20 protein-coding genes are annotated in these 18,420 nt (G+C 63.9%); 11 read left to right on the top strand and 9 right to left on the bottom strand.

All coding sequences use genetic code 11. The features are described 5' to 3' along the window. Positions 1-446: 446 nt before the first annotated feature. From V1280_RS23990 to V1280_RS23950, 9 genes are all read left to right on the top strand, one after another. A complete protein-coding gene (locus V1280_RS23990; RefSeq protein WP_334529701.1) occupies positions 447-863 on the top strand; it encodes a hypothetical protein in 417 nt (138 codons plus the stop codon). A gap of 204 nt (positions 864-1,067) precedes the next feature. Then, on the top strand, positions 1,068-2,237 hold the full coding sequence (locus V1280_RS23985; protein WP_334529698.1) for a cytochrome P450: 1,170 nt from the start codon (positions 1,068-1,070) through the stop codon (positions 2,235-2,237). A gap of 368 nt (positions 2,238-2,605) precedes the next feature. After that, positions 2,606-3,556 (top strand): sulfonate ABC transporter substrate-binding protein, encoded by a 951-nt coding sequence (locus tag V1280_RS23980; protein ID WP_334529695.1) that lies wholly within the window; start codon positions 2,606-2,608, stop codon positions 3,554-3,556. Between the two features lie 38 nt (positions 3,557-3,594). Then, positions 3,595-4,551: a sulfonate ABC transporter substrate-binding protein gene (locus V1280_RS23975; RefSeq protein WP_334529692.1), complete on the top strand. Its 957-nt coding sequence runs from the start codon at positions 3,595-3,597 to the stop codon at positions 4,549-4,551. Next, positions 4,544-5,710, top strand: a complete 1,167-nt coding sequence (ssuD, locus tag V1280_RS23970; RefSeq protein WP_334529689.1) for an FMNH2-dependent alkanesulfonate monooxygenase — start codon at positions 4,544-4,546, stop codon at positions 5,708-5,710. The genes V1280_RS23975 and ssuD overlap by 8 nt, the downstream gene beginning before the upstream one ends. Next, positions 5,707-6,513, top strand: a complete 807-nt coding sequence (ssuC, locus tag V1280_RS23965; protein WP_334529686.1) for an aliphatic sulfonate ABC transporter permease SsuC — start codon at positions 5,707-5,709, stop codon at positions 6,511-6,513. The genes ssuD and ssuC overlap by 4 nt, the downstream gene beginning before the upstream one ends. A gap of 7 nt (positions 6,514-6,520) precedes the next feature. Beyond that, entirely contained in the window at positions 6,521-7,360 is an 840-nt protein-coding gene (locus V1280_RS23960; RefSeq protein ID WP_334529683.1) for an ATP-binding cassette domain-containing protein, read from the top strand. Positions 7,361-7,392: 32 nt separating this feature from the next. Beyond that, positions 7,393-7,974: a flavin reductase family protein gene (locus V1280_RS23955; protein ID WP_334529680.1), complete on the top strand. Its 582-nt coding sequence runs from the start codon at positions 7,393-7,395 to the stop codon at positions 7,972-7,974. Between the two features lie 83 nt (positions 7,975-8,057). Beyond that, on the top strand, positions 8,058-8,213 hold the full coding sequence (locus V1280_RS23950) for a hypothetical protein (RefSeq protein ID WP_254133775.1): 156 nt from the start codon (positions 8,058-8,060) through the stop codon (positions 8,211-8,213). A 128-nt stretch (positions 8,214-8,341) separates the two neighbouring features. On the opposite strand, the gene V1280_RS23945 is transcribed toward V1280_RS23950, so the two are convergent. Both V1280_RS23945 and V1280_RS23940 read right to left on the bottom strand, forming a co-directional pair. Further along, a complete protein-coding gene (locus V1280_RS23945; protein ID WP_334529674.1) occupies positions 8,342-9,490 on the bottom strand; it encodes a M20 family metallopeptidase in 1,149 nt (382 codons plus the stop codon). A gap of 130 nt (positions 9,491-9,620) precedes the next feature. After that, the gene (locus V1280_RS23940; protein WP_334529671.1) at positions 9,621-10,577 is read right to left on the bottom strand and encodes a vanadium-dependent haloperoxidase; all 957 of its coding nucleotides are present in this window, start codon (positions 10,575-10,577) and stop codon (positions 9,621-9,623) included. Positions 10,578-10,701: 124 nt separating this feature from the next. Between V1280_RS23940 and V1280_RS23935 the strand changes: the two genes are divergently transcribed. Next, on the top strand, positions 10,702-10,956 hold the full coding sequence (locus V1280_RS23935) for a hypothetical protein (RefSeq protein ID WP_334529669.1): 255 nt from the start codon (positions 10,702-10,704) through the stop codon (positions 10,954-10,956). A gap of 297 nt (positions 10,957-11,253) precedes the next feature. After that, positions 11,254-11,586, top strand: coding sequence for a GYD domain-containing protein (locus V1280_RS23930; RefSeq protein ID WP_334529667.1), 333 nt, complete (start codon positions 11,254-11,256; stop codon positions 11,584-11,586). A 106-nt stretch (positions 11,587-11,692) separates the two neighbouring features. Here V1280_RS23930 and flbD read toward each other — a convergent pair whose 3' ends face one another. The 7 genes from flbD to V1280_RS23895 form a co-directional block, all read right to left on the bottom strand. Next, a complete protein-coding gene (gene flbD, locus V1280_RS23925) occupies positions 11,693-13,078 on the bottom strand; it encodes a sigma-54-dependent transcriptional regulator FlbD (RefSeq protein WP_334529664.1) in 1,386 nt (461 codons plus the stop codon). Between the two features lie 54 nt (positions 13,079-13,132). After that, the gene (gene fliN / locus V1280_RS23920; RefSeq protein ID WP_148771019.1) at positions 13,133-13,483 is read right to left on the bottom strand and encodes a flagellar motor switch protein FliN; all 351 of its coding nucleotides are present in this window, start codon (positions 13,481-13,483) and stop codon (positions 13,133-13,135) included. Positions 13,484-13,486: 3 nt separating this feature from the next. Further along, positions 13,487-14,107, bottom strand: coding sequence for a FliH/SctL family protein (locus V1280_RS23915; RefSeq protein WP_334529660.1), 621 nt, complete (start codon positions 14,105-14,107; stop codon positions 13,487-13,489). After that, positions 14,107-15,198: a flagellar motor switch protein FliG gene (gene fliG, locus V1280_RS23910; protein ID WP_334529658.1), complete on the bottom strand. Its 1,092-nt coding sequence runs from the start codon at positions 15,196-15,198 to the stop codon at positions 14,107-14,109. The genes V1280_RS23915 and fliG overlap by 1 nt, the downstream gene beginning before the upstream one ends. An 18-nt stretch (positions 15,199-15,216) precedes the next feature. Then, entirely contained in the window at positions 15,217-16,833 is a 1,617-nt protein-coding gene (gene fliF, locus V1280_RS23905) for a flagellar basal-body MS-ring/collar protein FliF (protein WP_334529655.1), read from the bottom strand. 192 nt (positions 16,834-17,025) lie between these two features. Continuing rightward, positions 17,026-17,301 carry a CtrA inhibitor SciP gene (sciP, locus tag V1280_RS23900; protein ID WP_002714638.1) on the bottom strand — a complete coding sequence of 92 codons (276 nt, stop codon included), beginning with the start codon at positions 17,299-17,301 and terminating at the stop codon, positions 17,026-17,028. Between the two features lie 387 nt (positions 17,302-17,688). Next, positions 17,689-18,408, bottom strand: a complete 720-nt coding sequence (locus tag V1280_RS23895; RefSeq protein ID WP_334529652.1) for a flagellar hook assembly protein FlgD — start codon at positions 18,406-18,408, stop codon at positions 17,689-17,691. Between the last annotated feature and the right edge of the window lie 12 nt (positions 18,409-18,420).

Genomic DNA, 18,420 nt, shown 5'->3' with positions numbered 1-18,420 from the left:
TTAGTACGTATCTAGTCGTACCGACCGTCTTGGTAGTAGGCAGCCCGGATTCGAGTGGTGTACCAGCTCAAACGCCGTGATGTCGGGTTTAGGACTGAGAGCCGACCGAGGTAAGACGGCGCCGCGATGCCCGTTGTTGACCCTAGGCTTTGATTGTCATGGGCGTGCTTGCTTATGCCCAGAAACATGAAGGGTGCTTGCGCGGACGCTCGCTCCAAACCTTCCAGCCCTGCGGATCAATCGGCTCTGACATATAGCGCTGCCCGCGACGCCGCGGCTTGTCTGGCGAGACTGTGTTTCAACAGCCTAGGTCTGGTTGTGGCCCTAGGCGGCGGTTGGGGGATGTCTGCTTTTTCGCTGCTGTCAGGGGGTAAGCAGACATCTGGCGAACGGGCCGCGACCGCCCGCCTTTGACCCTTAGTAGAAACTAACGTTGCGCAATCAACATGCCCAACATGCATTCCGAATGGCTTCGTCAGCTACCCTATTTGGTTCACACCAACAGAGAACTCGGCCTAATGCTGAGAGGCACGAAGCCCCTCGCATATTTCACGGATTTCGTTGGTCGTGAACCAGACATCTGTATTCGATATTGGCGGATGTTCGACAGGCATGTTGCTGTAGGCCGCCTGATAAGACGCGAAGTGATCGAACCATGCCCTGAACTGCCGCAACTCGAATATCGGGTGCTGTTCTACGCCTTACCGGGCCACGAGTGGCGGATCGATGCTATGCTTGCGCTCCTGCACGAACCCGGAGCTTGGTCCGATGACCGCGAAAGGCGCTTTGGCGAGTCGCTTGGCTACGAGGAGTGGCAGAATGACTATTGGCTAACGCACCGTCGTTCGCTCGCAGACGCTTAGTCTGCACTTGGCCCATAACGAACGTCGCTCATGCGTTTGTCGATGTCCGCTGTTGTGTGCCATGCGGAGCCGCTATCGTGCCCGCGCGCACCCGACCTAGGGAGACACGCTCCAATACTTTCTGTCCCTATCCCTAGGGACAGACGCCGTCACCGGATTTCGCTAGGCTGGCTTGGATCACAGGAGAATCCAGGGAGAGCCCGCTTGAGCACCGCGCCGCGCATCGACATCGACCCGGCCTCGTTCTGGGCCGATCCCTATCCGATGCTCGCAAGGCTGCGCAGGGAAGCGCCGATCGCTTTCGTGCCGCAGCTGGGCTCGACGCTGCTGACGAGCCGCGACGACATCTCGATCTCCGAGAAGCAGATCGACGTGTTCTCCTCCCACCAGCCCGCCGGCCTGATGAACCGCCTGATGGGCCACAACATGATGCGCAAGGACGGCGAGGCGCATCAGGTCGAGCGGCGCGCGATGTTTCCGACGGTGTCGCCGAAGACGGTGAAGGCGCACTGGACCGCGCTGTTCCAGGCGCACGCCGATCGCATCATCGAAAACATCCAACCCGGCAGCCGGATCGATTTCATGCGCGACTTCGCGCTGCCGTTCTCCGGCGAGTGCCTGAAGTCGATCACCGGCCTTACCAATATCGGCTTCGCCGACATGGATGCGTGGTCGCAGGGCATGATCGAGGGCATCGCCAATTACGGCGGCGATTCCGCGGTCGAGGCGCGCTGCCATGCTGCGACGTCGGGCATCGATGCTGCGATCGACGACATCCTGCCGGTGATGCGCAAGAATCCCGACCAGAGCATTCTCGGCGTGCTGCTCGCCTCCGGCATGCCGATGGAGAGCGTGCGCGCCAACGTGAAGCTTGCGATCTCCGGCGGCCAGAACGAGCCGCGCAAGGCGATCGCCGGCACGGTGTGGGCGTTGCTGACGCATCTCGATCAGCTCGAGCTCGTGCGCAAGGGCGAGGTGACGTGGCTCGAGGCCTTCGAGGAGTACGCGCGCTGGATCTCGCCGATCGGGATGTCGCCGCGCCGGATCGCAAAACCGTGGAGCATCCGCGATGTCACGTTCGAAACCGACGAGCGCGTGTTCCTGATGTTCGGTTCCGCCAACCGCGACGAGAAGCATTTTGAGCGCGCCGACCAGTTCGACGTGCGGCGTGACACCTCGAAGAGCGTCGCCTTCGGCGCGGGGCCGCATTTCTGCGCCGGCGCCTGGGCGTCGCGCGCCATGATCGCCGACGTCGCGCTGCCGACGGTGTTTGCGCGTGCCAAGGGAATCGAGCTTGCCGATGACGAGCCGGTGCGGATCGGCGGCTGGGCGTTCCGGGGCTTGCAGAATTTGCCGGTGAGATGGCTGCAGTAGCGCGCAGGGGAGGTCCATTCCGAGCGCCGCCATCATGCCATCCTGCGCCTGTTTTGCCCGACGTGTCAAATTTATTTCGGATAATTCGTATGTGATTGTTTTCACTCGCCCCGGCTACTGTGCATGGGGTTGTTTTCGCGCTTTTTGTTCCGGCCCCGAGTCCAGGCCGGATCCGCGCGGCCCTTCACATCCGCGTGCAGAAAAATTCCATCTTCATTCGCTCCACCGTTTGAAAGATTAATCATGCGCTCTGCCACAAGGGCAGTGCTTGCATCGCTATTTTCCCGCACGTCTCGACAGCTTTCCCGCCCCGCACCATCATTCCCCGGACATGAATGATGACGGCCGTACGCGGCCGGGAGTTTGGAATGCAGCGTCGTGACTTTCTGAAACTGTCCGCTGGAACCGCGGCCGCAGCGGCGTTTGCTCCGCGCGCGAGCGCGCAGGCCGCGGTGAAGGAAATTCGTATCGGCTACCAGAAGACCGGCGTGCTGGTCATCACGCGCCAGCGGTCTACCTTGGAAAAACATTTCACGCCGCAGGGCATCGACGTGAAATGGGTCGAGTTCTCCTCGGGCCCTCCGATGATGGAGGCGATGAATGTCGGCAGCGTCGATTACGGTGCGGTCGGCGATTCCCCGCCGGTGTTCGCCCAGGCCGCGGGCGCGGCGATCGTCTATGCCGCCGGCCAGCCCATCACCAACGGCCAGGGCATTCTGGTGCCCAAGGATTCATCGATCCGTTCGATCGCGGACCTGAAGGGCAAGCGCATCGGCTTCACCAAGGGCTCCAGCGCCCACAATGTCGTGGTGCAGACGCTGGAGAAGGCGGGCCTGACCTACGCGGACATCACTCCGGTCTATCTGACCCCGCCGGATGCCGGTCCCGCCTTCGCCAATGGCAGCATCGAGGCCTGGGCGATCTGGGATCCTTATTTCGCGATCGGCGAGACCAGGCAGAACGGCCGTATCCTGATCAATGCGCGCGAGGTCACCAAGACCAACTCCTTCTACATCGCCAACCGCGAGTTCGCGAAGAACCACGGCGCGGTCCTGCAACAGATCGTCGACGTCACCACCGCGACCGGTCAATGGGCCGAACAGCACCGCGGCGAGGTCGCCAGGTCACTGGCCGCGATCACCGGCGTGCCGCTGGACATCCAGGCCGTCGCCGCCGAGCGCGCGAATTTCGTGATCGGCCCCGTCACCGACGAGATCGTCGCGACCCAGCAGGGCGTCGCCGACCGCTTCTACAAGCTCGGCCTCATTCCGAAGCCGGTCGTCATCCGCGACATCGTCTGGCGCAGCACGGCGACCTGATCGTGCCAACCAACCTCCCCATTTCAAAAGGTTTGAACATGAGGCGTATCATTCAGCGTCTGATCGCGACGATCGTGCTCTCGATCGGCATCGTCGCGGCTGCGGTCGGCACCTCCTACGGCCAGGACAAGGTGGTCCGCATCGGCTACCAGAAATACGGCAAGCTGGTGCTGCTCAAGAGCAAGGGTACGCTGGAGCCGAAGCTCGCGGCCGACGGCTACAAGGTGGTGTGGACCGAATTCCCGTCCGGCCCGCCGCTGCTCGAAGCGCTCAACGTCGGCGCCATCGATTTCGGCAACACCGGCGAGGCCCCGCCGATCTTCGCGCAGGCCGCCGGCGCGCCGATCCAGTATGTCGCCTACGAGCCGCCGGCGCCGAAGGGCGAGGCGATCCTGGTGCCCAAGGACAGCCCGCTGAAATCGGTCGCCGATCTCAAGGGCAAGAAGGTTGCGCTCAACAAGGGCTCCAACGTTCACTATCTCCTGGTCAAGGCGCTGGAGAAGGCGGGCGTCAAATATTCCGAGATCGAGCCTGTGTTCCTGGCGCCGGCCGATGCGCGCGCCGCCTTCGAGCGCGGCGCGGTCGATGCCTGGGTGATCTGGGATCCGTTCCAGGCCGCGGCGGAAGCCGCGACCGGCGCGCGTACGCTCGCTGACGGCACCGACACCGTCGCCAACTACCAGTTCTATTTCTCCTCGAAGAAATTCCTCGACGCGAACCCGAAGATCGTCGACGCCGTGCTCACTGAGCTGAGCTCAGTCGACGATTGGGCCAAGGGCGACATCCACGCGGTCGCCGAACAGCTGGCGCCGGCGATCGGCCTGTCCGTCCCGGTGGTCGAGGTCGCGCTGAAGCGGCAGTCCTACGGCATCAAGCCGCTGACCGATGCCGTCATCGCCGATCAGCAGCAGGTTGCCGACGCATTCTTCGCCCTCAACCTGATCCCCAAATCCATCAAGATTTCCGACGTGGCCGGAGGCCAGGTTCATGAGTAAGCAATCCAACGCCAACATCCTCTGGTTCCTGCCGACCCACGGCGACGGCCGCTACCTCGGCACCGGGATCGGCGGCCGCGAGGTCAATTTCAACTATCTGCGCCAGGTCGCGCAGGCGGCCGATCAGCTTGGCTATTTCGGCGTGCTGCTGCCGACGGGACGGAGTTGCGAGGATTCCTGGGTCGTCGCCTCCTCGGTCGCGCCGTTCACCGAGCGGCTGCGTTATCTCGTCGCCGTTCGTCCCGGCCTGCAATCGCCGACCGTGGCGGCGCGCATGACCGCGACGCTCGACCGCATCACCAATGGCCGCTTGCTGATCAACGTCGTCACCGGCGGCGATCCCGTCGAGAACAAGGGCGACGGCATTTTCCTCGGCCATGACGAGCGCTACGAGGTCACGCGCGAGTTCCTCAACGTCTATAGCGATCTGCTTGCGGGCAAGACCGTCAATGTCGAGGGCAAGCACATCCATATTGAGGACGGCAAGCTGCTGTTCCATCCGGTGCAGTCGCCGCGGCCGCCGCTTTATTTCGGTGGCTCGTCGGATGCTGGCATCGACGTCGCAGTCGACGCCGTCGACAAATATCTCACCTGGGGCGAGCCGCCCGCGCTGGTCGCCGAGAAGGTTGCGAGGGTGAAGGCAGCCGCGGAGGCACGCGGCCGCAAGCTGTCCTTCGGCATCCGGCTTCACGTCATAGTCCGCGAGACCAACGAGGAAGCCTGGCGCGCCGCCAACGAGCTGATCAAGCATGTCAGCGACGATACCATTGCCACCGCGCAGAAGAACTTTGAGCGGATGGACTCGGTCGGCCAGCAGCGCATGGCGCAGCTCCATGGCGGCAAGCGCGACAAGCTCGAGATCGCGCCGAACCTCTGGGCCGGTGTCGGCCTGGTGCGCGGCGGTGCCGGCACGGCGCTGGTCGGCGACGCGCAGACGGTCGCCGCGCGCATCAAGGAGTATCAGGACATCGGCATCGATACCTTCATCATGTCGGGCTATCCGCATCTGGAGGAGGCCTATCGCTTCGCCGAGCTGGTCTTCCCGCTGCTGTCGCTCGATCTGCCGAACAACGTGACCAAGCTGCACTTCAACGGCGGTCCGTTCGGCGAGACGGTCGGCAGCGATTACCGTCCGCAGCACCGGGTGTCGCAATCATGAGCTTGATCGATAGCGTTTCGCTTCCGCGCAACCTCCGCCTGCCGCGCGTCGACGGTCTGGTCCAGTGGATCGTGCCGCTCGCCATCATCGCGATTTGGCAGGTAGCGAGCGTCACCGGCTTCGTGCCGGTGCGCGTGCTGCCGGCGCCGAGCGATGTCGCGCTCGCCGGCTGGAAGCTGCTGCTGTCCGGCGAGCTGATCCGCAACATCTGGGTCTCGTTCTGGCGCGCCTCGATCGGCTTCCTGATCGGCGGCAGCATCGGCTTCGCCTTCGGACTCGCGAACGGCCTGTCGCAGCTTTCCGCAAAACTCACGGATACAACGCTGCAGATGGTGCGCAACGTGCCGCATCTGGCCCTGATCCCGCTGGTCATCTTGTGGTTCGGCATCGACGAGAGCGCAAAGCTGTTTCTCGTGGCGCTCGGCGTGTTCTTCCCGATCTATCTCAACACGCTGCACGGCATTCGCACCGTCGATCCGCAGCTGATCGAGATGGGCCGCATCTACGGCATGAGCGACAGCGAATTGTTCCGCCGCGTCATCTTCCCCGGCGCGCTGCCGTCGATCTTCGTCGGCATCCGCTTCGCGCTCGGCATCATGTGGCTGACGTTGATTGTCGCCGAGACCATCGCGGCGTCGTCGGGCCTCGGCTACATGGCGATGCAGGCGCGCGAATTCATGCTGATCGATGTCGTCGTGCTCTCGATCCTGATCTACGCCCTACTCGGCAAGCTCGCCGACAGCGCCTCCCGCGTGCTGGAGCGCCTGACGCTCTCCTGGCACCCCGCTTTCCAGAAACGCTGAGAGTGACATGCAGACAGCCCTTCGGACCTCCCTTCCGGAAACCGAGCTCGCCAGCCGCGCCAACTTTGTGCCGGCGGCCCGTGTGGCGCGCGAGGAGCGGCCGCTGCATGTGAGCGGCCTGCCGCTCAGCATCCGCGGCCTGCGAAAATCCTTCGGCGACAACGAGGTGTTGCGCGGCATCGATCTGCACATCCCTGCCGGCCAGTTCGTCGCGATCGTCGGCAAGAGCGGCTGCGGCAAGAGCACGCTGCTGCGTCTCATCGCCGGCTTGGAAAAGATCGACGCCGGCAGCATCAGCTTCGGCGATGCGGCGATCAAGCCCGAGGATATCCGCGTGATGTTCCAGGAGCCGCGTCTGCTGCCCTGGGCGCGGGTGCTATCCAATGTCGAAGTCGGGCTCGGCCGCGATCGTTCGTCCAGCGATGCGCATGCGCGTGCCGAGAAGGCGCTGACCGAGGTCGGGTTGACCGACAAGCGCGACCAGTGGCCGTCAGTGCTGTCGGGTGGCCAGAAACAGCGCGTTGCGCTCGCCCGCGCGCTGGTCTCGCGTCCACGCGTGCTCGCCTTCGACGAGCCGCTCGGTGCGCTCGATGCGCTGACCCGCATCTCGATGCAGCGGCTCCTGGAGCGGGTCTGGCGCGACCAGGGCTTTACCGCGATCCTGGTGACCCACGATGTCGCCGAGGCGGTCGCACTGGCGGACCGGGTGCTGGTGATCGACGAGGGCGGGATCGCCCACGACGTCATGGTTAACACGGCCCGGCCGCGCGAGCGCGGCTCCGCCGAGCTTGCCGCCCTCGAGGGCTCGATCCTGAACCACCTGTTGTCAGCGGACGATCGTACCTAGATAAAGAGGAACCCCATCTCGGGGAGCATGCCATGAACGTAGTCCCTCGCGAGCTCATGACCGAAATACCCGTCTCGTCCGCCGATTTCCGCGGCGCCATGCGCCATCTCACCGGCGGCGTCAGCATCATCACCGCCGGGCGGGGCAAGGACATCACCGGCATGACGGTTACGTCCGTAACTTCGCTATCGGTCGATCCGCCGTCGCTGATCGTCAGCATCAACCGCGATGCCTCGTCATTCCCTCTGATCCGTCGCTACGGTGCCTTCGGCGTGAACATCCTCGCAGCCGATCAGCTCGATGTCGCCGAACGCTTTGCCGGCAAGGGGGGCCTGAAGGGGGCCGATCGTTTCGCCGGCGCCCAGTGGGTCACGGCTGTCTCCGGCGTTCCGCTGCTGGTCGGCGCACTGTCTGCCGTAGATTGCGAGGTCGAGGAGATCGTCGAGCGCCACTCGCACGGCATCGTCATCGGCCGCGTCAGGGACATCAAGAACTCCACCCGAACGGCCGCGCTCGCTTATTGGCACGGTCAGTATGTGGCGGTGGATCAGGACGAGGACGCCGCAAGGCTTGCGGACGTCAGCGTTCCCGCGCGCAGCAGCCGCGGCGCTTGATCGCCGCAGGCTGGCCTTTTCCCCGTCATCGCTCTAGAAGCCGTTCCTGAGCCTCCCGGGTTGGGGAGCAACGGAGCGAGACGATGAAGCGCGTCGGGACCTGGGCCTTCTATGCCGTCGGCGCGCTGGCGATCGTGTATCTCGCGCTCTACGCCTATGCGACCTTCCGCGGTCAGCCGTTCGTGCCGGGCGATCCCATCCACATTTTCCGCAAGCCCGACGCGCCGAGTTATTCGTAGGACTCAAGAGGTCTCGTAGGGTGGGCAAAGGCGCACTTGCGCCGTGCCCACGATCTCTCTGCGATAGCGAAAGGATTGGTGGGCACGCTTCGCTTTGCCCACCCTACGGCACCATCGCTGCGGCACCTTCACCCCCGTAAGATCGCCAGCGCCAGCGCCTGTGCGCGCGGCACGATGCTGTCGAGCTCGAGATATTCCTCCGGCGAATGGGCGAGCCCGCCGACTGGCCCGACGCCGCAGATCGTCGGCGTGCCGACCGCGGCGGTAAAGCCGGAATCGGCGCAGCCGCCGGAGAACTCGCCTTGCAGTGTGGTGAGGCCGGCCTGCTTTGCGGCGGCTTGATAGTTTTCGAACAGCGCCTTCGAGTTCTCGCTCTGCACCACCGGCACGAACTCGCCCTTGATGGTCAGCACAGCACTGGTGCCGGGCACGTAAGGCGTCGCGACAATCCGTTCGATCTCGGCCATGACAGTGGCGCGGTCTTTCGGATCGACATAGCGCATGTCGATCTGGCCCTCGGCGTAAGGCGCGGTCGTGTTGACCGACTGTCCGCCCGAGATGAGGCCGACATTGAGCGTAATGCCCTTGGTGAGGTCGGTCAGCGCGTGGATCTGGATGATCTTGTGCGCGAGCTCGCCGATCGCGCTGATGCCGGCGGCGAAATTGGCGCCGGAATGCGCCGCCTTGCCGGTGACGGCCATATGCATGAAGATGCCGCCCTTGCGGCTGGTGACGACATTGCCGGTGGGGCGGCCCGGCTCGGAGTTGAACACGGCGCGCGCAGAGCGCCCCTCGCGTTCGATCACTGGCCGCGACGAGGGCGAGCCGATCTCCTCGTCCGAGGTGATCAGCAGCTTGATCGGATGAGGGTTGCCGCCGAATTTGTGGAAGGCTGTGGCGACGAAGATGTTCATGACGAGGCCGGCCTTCATGTCGGCGACGCCCGGCCCATAGGCGCGCTTGTCCTTGATCGTGAACGGGCGACGTCCGGCCTCACCCTTGCCGAATACGGTGTCGCGATGCCCCATCAACAGCACCGGCTTCTCGTTGCTGCCGGGTTTCGCCACGTCCGCGTGGAGTGCGTCGCCAAACGTGCCGTGGCTCTCCCTGCGCGAGGGAATGCCGTGCTCGGAAAAGTGCCGCTCGAACCGCGCACCGACCGCATCGACGCCTTCCTTGTCATAGGACCCGGAATCGATGTTCACGACATCGCGCAGCAGATCGATCATCGCCTGCCGCTGCGATGCCAGCCAATCCGTGATTTGTGTCTCCGACATCGTCACTGTCCCCCAACTGATGTTATGCTGCGCTTATAGAGCCCTCGTCGGCGATGAGCTAGGCGCCGAACGCGGGCACTGTGCGCAGAAACGCACGTCGGGTGACGCAGGGGCGAAGTCGTGCGACCGCTTAACGCTTCGGTTCCGCCATCGCTTCCACACCGCGAAGTTGCGTCGCGACGGTCAATGCGCCGATCTTTCGGCCCATGTCCTTGCCGACTTCGGTCGAGAACCGGTAGTGAAAGCCGGCCCAGATGCGGGCGTTGGAAACTTCGTCGCTGTAGTCCTGAAGCCGCGACCATTTGCGCGTGACACCTGGTGCGGTGGGGCTGGTCAGCGAGAACTCGCCGAAATCTCCAACGACAGTCTGGAGCACGGTCGAAATCGCTGCCGATACGATGCAGTGGGCGCACGGATATTCCGGGTGCATCGGCGTTTCCCCCAGCGGTAGCCAGGACGGATCGCGAGGCGTCGACGCATTCGACGTCAGATCGGCGTTGCGTATGGCCGTGATCGGTCGCCAGAAATTGTAATGGTACTTCGCGTCAAATACGGCGACGATGGCGTCGTTGCCCGCAATTGACGTCAACGCATACAACCGGGCGCAGTCGACGAGATCCATGCCCTTGGCCATTGCCGCCTGCCTCACGATCGGATTGTAGGTGCGGGCGCCGACAAAGAACCAGAATCGACCGATCGTCGTTTGCTCAGGGGTCCGGGTCGGGCTGCTTCGGCTACCGACCTCGCGGATTTCATTGACGTCCCGGGTCCAAACCTCTGAATCAAGCGCCGGCGGCGCTCCTGGGCGAAACTGCGATCCGGACGCCATGACCCAGGGTGTCGTCGCGCCCGTGGTCGAGAAAAGCGGGACGGTTGTCGGAACGTAGGCGCCCGGTGTCGTCAGGGGCCGGTAAGTCTCCGGAACGGCGCTGCCATCGTCAGCACGAAGCTCGATGATCTGCATCGCAGCCGCTTGTCCTAGATTGATGCCGGCGATCTTGGACTCGCCATCGGCAATCGGCACAAGTGAGTTCGTCAGCGTCGCATCCAGATCCGGCTTGATGTCCGGATAGATCGACAGCAGCACGTCGTGAGCCGCAACCGCCGCCGCGGCTTCCCGCGAGGTCGAACGGTCTGTGGGCAAGGAGATCTTGTAGGGCGCGTAGCGGCGATCAATCGCGTTGACCGCCTCGAACATTGCGACATGCATCATGGATAAGGCACGGCTGTGGGGCGCCGGTGGAATTTGCTTCTCGGCGGCAATCGCGTCGGCTTTTGCGTTCCAATCCATGATCACGTCGGCGCGCGCAAGCGGTGTCGAGGCTGCGATCAGCGCAACAATCAGCGACAGGCGGGAAATCGTGCACGAAAAGTATTTCATGACTTGCCCTTTCGATTTTAAGGACCTTCGCGAAGGCGGATGCGGCACCTGGCCGATATCACGCGAGGCTGCGCCAAGATTCTAGCGATCTTGACGCAGCTTGATTGTGAACTGCTTCACTACGGCCCGCGGCCCATCTACCAGGCAGAGTTGTCCCGGTCGGCAGATAGTCGCGGCTCGAATGGGTAGGCTTGGCTTACCGTTCGCGCTGCATTGTGGAGTCGGCTATAGTCAGCTCAAGCTGCCAGTTGGACGTGCCGAAGTCCGAAGCTGGATTTTTCAAGGCAGCTCGCATGCCGTCGGCAGGCAATGCCTTGCTCTCGTTTCAGAGCCTCTTTTCCAAGACTGCATTGTGTTCGATGTAACCTCAACGGAGAGAAACATGCCGTTGTTCATCTCGTACGTCTCGTACTCAAACGCGGGCATCAAGGGAATGGTCGACAAGCCGATCGATCGTACCTCAGTCATTGGTGCGCTGGTCGAAAAGGCTGGCGGAAAGCTCCAGGGAGCCTTCATGACCACCGGCCCACATGACGCGGTGCTCGTCACGGAGTTTCCCGATGGAGCGGATGCCGTCGCCATCGGAATGGCCGCCGCCGCAAGCGGCGCCATTGCCAAGATCGAGACGGTGCGCGCCTGGAAGATGAGTGAATTTAAAGCTGTCGCGGAAAAGGCCGCGAAGCTTGCAAGTGCGTACGTACCGCCGGGCAAGTAGCCTGACGCGAGCGTAGTGGCCGCATAGCCAAACACCTGGTCGCCACGGTCGGGTCGTCCCGGCCGTGGCACCCGGGGTCGCGTCACGAGACCAGCAAGCTGGTTGCCTACGCCCCCATCATCGGCATCCGCGGATATTCACCCGGCGTGCCGGCCGGCGTGATCGGGATGCCGCCGTCGGCGTATTCGTTGAGCTTGTTGCGCAGCGTGCGGATCGAGATGCCGAGGATGTTCGCGGCATGGGTCCGGTTGCCGAGGCAGTGTTTGAGCGTCTCCAGGATCAGGTCGCGTTCGACGTCGGCGACGGTGCGCCCGACCAGCGCCCGCGTCACCTGTTCGGCGGCCATGGTGGCGTGCGCCACCGCCGGCACCGTCTTGGCGAGGTCGAGGCGGTCGCCGTCCGGGGTGAGGATCGCATCGGGTCCGATCTCGTCGCCCTGCGCCATCAGCACCGAGCGGTGCATGGTGTTTTCGAGCTCGCGGACGTTGCCCTGCCAGCGGTTGGTGGAGAGCACGCGGCGGGCTTCCGCCGAGATCGGCCGCACCGGCACGCCGTTGGCCTCGGCATATTTCTTCACGAAGTGCTGGGCGAGTTCGAGAATGTCGGCGGGACGCTCGCGCAGCGGCGGGATCTTCAAATTCACGACGTTGAGGCGGAACAGCAGGTCCTCGCGGAACGTGCCTTCGCGCACGGCGTCCGCCAGATTGCGGTTCGAGGTCGCGAGAATGCGGATGTCGACCGGCACGGGCTTGGTGCCACCGACGCGGTCGATCACCCGCTCCTGAATGGCGCGGAGCAGTTTCGATTGCAGGCGGACGTCCATCTCGGAGATTTCGTCCAGCAGCAGCGTGCCGCCGGTGGCTTCCTCGAACTTGCCGATGCGGCGGGCAATCGCGCCGGTGAAAGCACCCTTCTCATGGCCGAACAGCTCGGATTCCAGGAGATGCTCGGGGATCGCGGCGCAGTTGATCGAGATGAACGGGCGCTTGGCGCGGGCCGAGCGGGTGTGGACGTAGCGCGCCAGCACTTCCTTGCCGGTGCCGGATTCGCCGGTGATCATCACCGAGGCGTCGGAGCCTGCGATCTGCTGGGCGAGCTTGACGACCCGCGCCATGGCTTCGTCGCGATAGATCAGCTCGCGGGAATCATTGGCCACCGCGGCGAGCACCGCGGCGATCAGCTCCGGATCCGGCGGCAGCGGAATGTATTCCTTGGCGCCGGCGTGGATCGCTGCGACCGCGGCGCGGGCGTCGTTGGTGATGCCGCAGGCGACGATCGGGGCGTGGATGTGCTCGGCCTCGAGCCGCATCACGAGGTCGCGGATGTCGAGGGCGACGTCGACCAGTAGAAGGTCGGCACCCTTGCCGCCGCGCAGCACGCGCATCGCCTGCTCGTGATCCTCGGCATGGGTCACGGTGGCGCCGTTCTCCATCGCGATCTTGGTGGCGGTGGTGAGCTGGCCCTTCAATGTGCCAACGATGAGAAGCCGCATGTCAGTCTCCTGTCCGTCTGTTCGCGCTGTCGCGCTTTATTCCCTGTGCGTGCGCTAGCCGCGTTCCGTCCTGATGATTTCAGTCATGGTGACGCCGAGCTTGTCCTCGACCAGCACCACCTCGCCGCGGGCGACGAGCTTGTTGTTGACGTAGATGTCGATGGCCTCGCCGACGCGGCGGTCGAGCTCGAGGACGGTGCCGGGTCCGAGCTTCAACAGCTCGCCGACGTCCATCTTCGAGCGGCCGAGCACGGCCGAGACCTGCACCGGCACGTCGAAGACGGCCTCGAGGTCGGCGGCAACGCGCGAGGCATATTCGTCCTCGTTGTAGCTGACCTCGGCGCCGGTCGGTGGCAATGGGCCGTTGAGGTCGGGCAGCGGGACCTGTCCGTCGTTGTCACTCATGGCTTAATTCCCCCTGCGAGACGCGATATAGCGTCCGACCATGTCGTCGATCTTGGCCGCGATGGCGCTGCGCTCCAGCACGACGCCGCCATCGGCCCATTCGATCCGGCAGTCGCCGGTGGCAATTTCGGGCTCGGCCAGGATCACCAGCCGTCCTTCGAAGCCGCTCTGCTTGGCGAGCCGCTCGATCTTCTCGCGCGCACTCTCATAGAGCGCGTCATTGATGCGGACGACGAGATGCGGCGTCGCGACCAGATGCGAGAAGCAGTCCTTGACCAGCGCCATGATCTCGCCGAGCGGCTCGGCGGCGACCAGGTCGGCGCAGAGCTTGCGCGCCACCGCGAGCGCGACGTCGACCGCCTCGGTCTCCATCTTGCTCTCGATATTGCCGATGCCCGCCGCGATGCCCCGGATGCCGATGTTGATCTCTTCCATGGCAAGCGCGACGCGGCGGTCACTCTCGGCCTTGGCTTCGCGCTGGCCGGCGGCAAAGCCGTCCTGATAGGCGCGCGCTTCGGCTTCCGCGACCTTCTGCACCATCTCGGCCGCAGTCGCGGCCTTCTCGCGCGTCCGGTCGGGCGCGGCGAAGTCGGTATCGAACAGGAATTTGGCGGGAGCGCCCATCAATACACCAGCTCGTCGTCAGCGCGATTCTTGGTCAGCATGATCTCGCCCTTGGCGGCGAGGTCTTTTGCGAGGTTGACCAGCAGCGCCTGGGCCTCGTCGACGTCGCGCAGGCGCACCGGCCCCATCGCCGCCATGTCGTCCTGCAGCATCTTGGCCGCGCGCGAAGACATGTTGCCGAAGAAGAAGTTGCGGACGTCCTCGTTGGCGCTCTTCAGCGCCACGCCGAGCTTGTCCTTGTCGACGTTGCGCATCAGGGTCTGGGCCGAGCCGGAATCGAGCTTCACGAGGTCGTCGAAGGTGAACATCAGCGCCTTGATGCGTTCGGCGGATTCGCGATTGTCCTCTTCCAGCGAGGTGATGAAGCGGGTTTCGGTCTGGCGGTCGAAATTGTTGAAGATTTCCGCCATCACCTCGTGGGCGTCGCGGCGGCGGGTCTGCGAGAGGTTGGACATGAATTCGGTGCGCAGCGTCTTCTCCACGCTCTCGATCACCTCCTTCTGCACCGCCTCCATCTTCAGCATGCGATTGACGACGTCGAGCGCGAGGTCCTCGGGGAAGATGCCGAGCACGCGCGCGGCATGCTCGGGCTTCAGCTTCGACAGGACCACGGCGATGGTCTGCGGATATTCGTTCTTGAGGTAGTTGGCGAGAACCTCTTCCTGCACGTTGGACAGCTTCTCCCACATGTTGCGCCCCGCAGGGCCGCGGATTTCGTCCATGATGCCGTTGACGCGCTCTGGCGCCAGATATTGCTGCAACAGGCGCTCGGTGGCGTCGAAATTGCCCATCAGCGCGCCGGAGGCCGACATGCGCGAGACGAATTCGAGCAGCATGTCCTCCACCGTGTCGACCTCGACGGTGCCGAGCGTCGACATTTCCAGCGAGAGCTGGCGCACCTCGTCGTCGTCGAGCAGTCCCCAGATCTTGCCGCCATATTGCTCGCCGAGCGCCAGCATCAGGATTGCGGCGCGCTTCGGCCCCGCCACCGCCTCGACCTTGGCGCCCGCGCGGCTGCCGGCGCGCTGACCGAGCGTGGAGATCACGCTGGTGATGTCGTTCGAGTTGGCGTTTTGCAGATTGCCGGCCATGTCAGGTCACTTCTCGAATCATTTCGCGGGTTCGGTCAGCCATTGACGAATGATGGCCACGGTTTCGTTGGGGTTGCGCTCGGCGAGCTCGCCGACGCGATGAACGGACTGGGCATGGACCTGGCCCTGGACGGTGGCGACGTCGATCGCGCTCGCGGTACCGCCCGGCAGGAGCGGCTGGCCGCTGGAAGCCGGCGTGGCCTCATCGGACGCGGCGGGGCCGGTGAGAACGCCGGAGATGGCGGCGGCGACCTCGTCGGAGGCGAGGATGCGCTTCACCAGCGGGCGGATCACCATGAACATCACGACCAGGCCGAGCAGCATCATCACGCCGAGCTCGACGAAGTACATGACGTCGTCCTTGGTGAACTGCAGCATGCCGAGGAAACCGGAGGGCTCGGCGATCGGGGCGCTGGAGGGCGCGTCGGCAAAGCGCAGATTGACGACCTCGACCTGGTCGCCGCGCTTCTGGTCGAAGCCGATCGCCGAGCGCACCAGGGTGGCGATGCGGTCGAGCTGCTCCTTGGTGCGGTCGGTGTAGGCGAGATCGCCCTTGTCGTTCTTGGTGTAGATGCCGTCGACCAGCACCGCGACCGAGATGCGGTTGACCCGGCCGGCCTCGGTCACCTCGGTCTTGGTGGTGCGGGAGATCTCGTAATTGTTGGTCTCTTCGGTCTTCTTGCTCTGGTCCTTCGCCGCCGGGCCGCTGTTCTGCTGCTGGCCGGGGAGCTCGTTGTTGACCGTGACCTGGCCGTTATTGTCGGCGGTCATGCTCTGCTCTTCGCGGGTCTGGCTCGAGCGCAGCACGCGGCCTTCGGGATCGAACTTGTCCGAGGTCTGGGTGACCTTGTTGAAGTCGAAATCGGCGGAGAGCTGGACGCGGGCGCGGCCTGAGCCGACCACGGAGGAGACGATGTCCTCGACCTGCTTGCGCAATCGCTTCTCGTAGGCGGTGCGACGTTCGTCGCCGACCTCCTGGTCCGGATCGGTCTGGGCGCCGTCCGCGAGCAGCGAGCCGGCCTCGTCGACGATCGAGACCCGCTGCGGCTTCAGGCCGTTGACGGCGGAGGCGACGAGGTGACGGATGGCGCGAATCTGCTGGGCTTCGAGCGAGCCGCGGACCCGGACCACGATCGAGGCCGACGGCTCCGGCGCCTCGCGCGCGAACAGCGGACGCTCGGGCAGCACGAGGTGGACGCGGGCGGCCTGGATCCGGTCGATCGCGCGGATGGTGCGGGCGAGCTCGCCCTCCAGCGCGCGCAAGTGATTAATATTCTGGACGAAAGAGGTGGTGCCGAGCGCGTCCGACTTGTCGAACACTTCATAGCCGATGCCGCCGCCCTTGGGCAGGCCGCCCTCGGCGAGCTTCATCCGCAGGCGGGTAACCTTGTCCTTGGGCACCATGATGATGGTGCCTTCATTGCGCAGCTCGAACTGGACGCCCTGGCGTTCCAGATCCTTGATAATGCTGGACGAATCTTCAACCGAGAGATCGGTGAACAGCGTCGTCATCTGCGGCGTGGTGACGCGCATGATGACGAAGGCAAAAAAGCCGATGAGCGCGGCGGTGACCGCGATCATCGCCCCGAAGCGGGCGGCGCCGATACCTTTTAAAAAGTCCGTAAGACCTTGCAAGCAACCCGCCCCGAAGCTTCGACCCGCATTCCAAGAGCGGCCGAGTGGGCAATTATTGCCTAGGTGATGGTTTCGATATGGTTAACGAAGGTTAAGAGCTCGGACAAAAGTAGCGCCAAAACGAAACATGAAAAAAATCGGCCTCGCAACGCGGGGCCGATTTTCTTCAAAAGCAGCAGATTTCCGGATTGCTTACTGGCGATATTGCTGGATGCGGGTGGTGCGAAGACCCGCCAGACCGTGCTGGTCGATGGAAAACTGCCAGGAGAGGAATTCGTCGACCGTCAGGGTGTACCGGCTGCAGGCCTCCTCGAGCGAGAGAAGTCCGCCGCGAACAGCAGCGACGACTTCAGCCTTGCGGCGGATGACCCAGCGTTTGGTGCCGGGTGCGGGCAGATCTGCAATCGTCAGCGGACTGCCGTCCGGCCCGATGACGTATTTTACCCTCGGGCGATGGGGTTCTGTCATGGCGTACTCACAAACTCTCAACCACTGAACTCACTTCCCAACCGTACGCATGCGGGCTTAAAAATCCGCTAAGCCTAAGGCTTCAATACAATTCTCCTTGAAACTTGCTGGAACGCTGCCGGCCCTGCGGGCTGAAAACACAATTTCAGCCGGCCGAGCGGGGGTCTTCGTAAATACTTTACTAACGAACGAGGCCTGCGCAGCTTTGTCGCAGAGCTCTCAACTGTCGTCCTGGGGCGCGCGTAGCGCGAGCCCGGGACCCATACTCCCAGGGAGTAGTTTGACGAAGACTCGGGGTTGAGAAGTCTTCGGCGGTACGACTACCTGCGTCTCGTCGATGGATCACGCGGTATGGATCCCGGCTTTCGCCGGGATGACACTCATAAATTAGCTGCCGGAGCTGCTGCTGCTCGCCACCACGCTCTTCACCTGGCTCAGCGTGTAGCTCTGGCCGTCGATGGTGAGCAGCGGCGGCGACTGGGTCAGGTCGACGGACGACACCGTGCCCTGCACCTGCGCCGAGATGCCGACATTGTTGTTCGAGGCGTCCTTGCCGGTCGCCGTGATCGTGTACTTGCCATCAGGCCATTGCGTGCCGTCATTGCCCTGGCCGTTCCAGGTGAAGGGAATGTCACTGCCGGCGCCCGCGCTATATTGGCCGGTGAACACGGTCTGGCCGGTGGAATTCGCGATCGAAATATTGACGGTGGCGCTGGAGGGCACGTTGAGGTGCCAGGTCGCCGAGGACTGCGACATGGTCGCGGTGGTGCCGTCGACCACCGCGGTCTTGCCGACGTAATCCAGCGCCTGGGTCGCCTGCGTGGTCTGCTGCAACGTGACGAGCTGCGACAGAGAATCGTTGGTCTTGAGCTGCTGCTCGACGCCGGCGAACTGCACCAGCTGCTGGGTGAACTGGTTGGTGTCGAGCGGATCGAGCGGGTTCTGGTTCTGCAACTGCGTGGTGAGCAGCGTCAGGAAGGTCTGGAAGTTGCCGGCGAGCGTCGCGCCCGTGGACGAGCCCAGGCTCGAGCTCGACGAGGAGGACGACGAATTCTGCGTGGTGCCGGAGACGACGGAGGGGGCGGTGGCGGCATTCGTGGTGGTCATAAGCGAATACTC

This window comes from Bradyrhizobium sp. AZCC 2230, from assembly GCF_036924495.1.
Classification (GTDB): domain Bacteria; phylum Pseudomonadota; class Alphaproteobacteria; order Rhizobiales; family Xanthobacteraceae; genus Bradyrhizobium; species Bradyrhizobium rifense.
The sequence above is the reverse complement of the archived record's forward strand: the minus strand, read 5'-3'. Positions and strand labels throughout refer to the sequence as shown.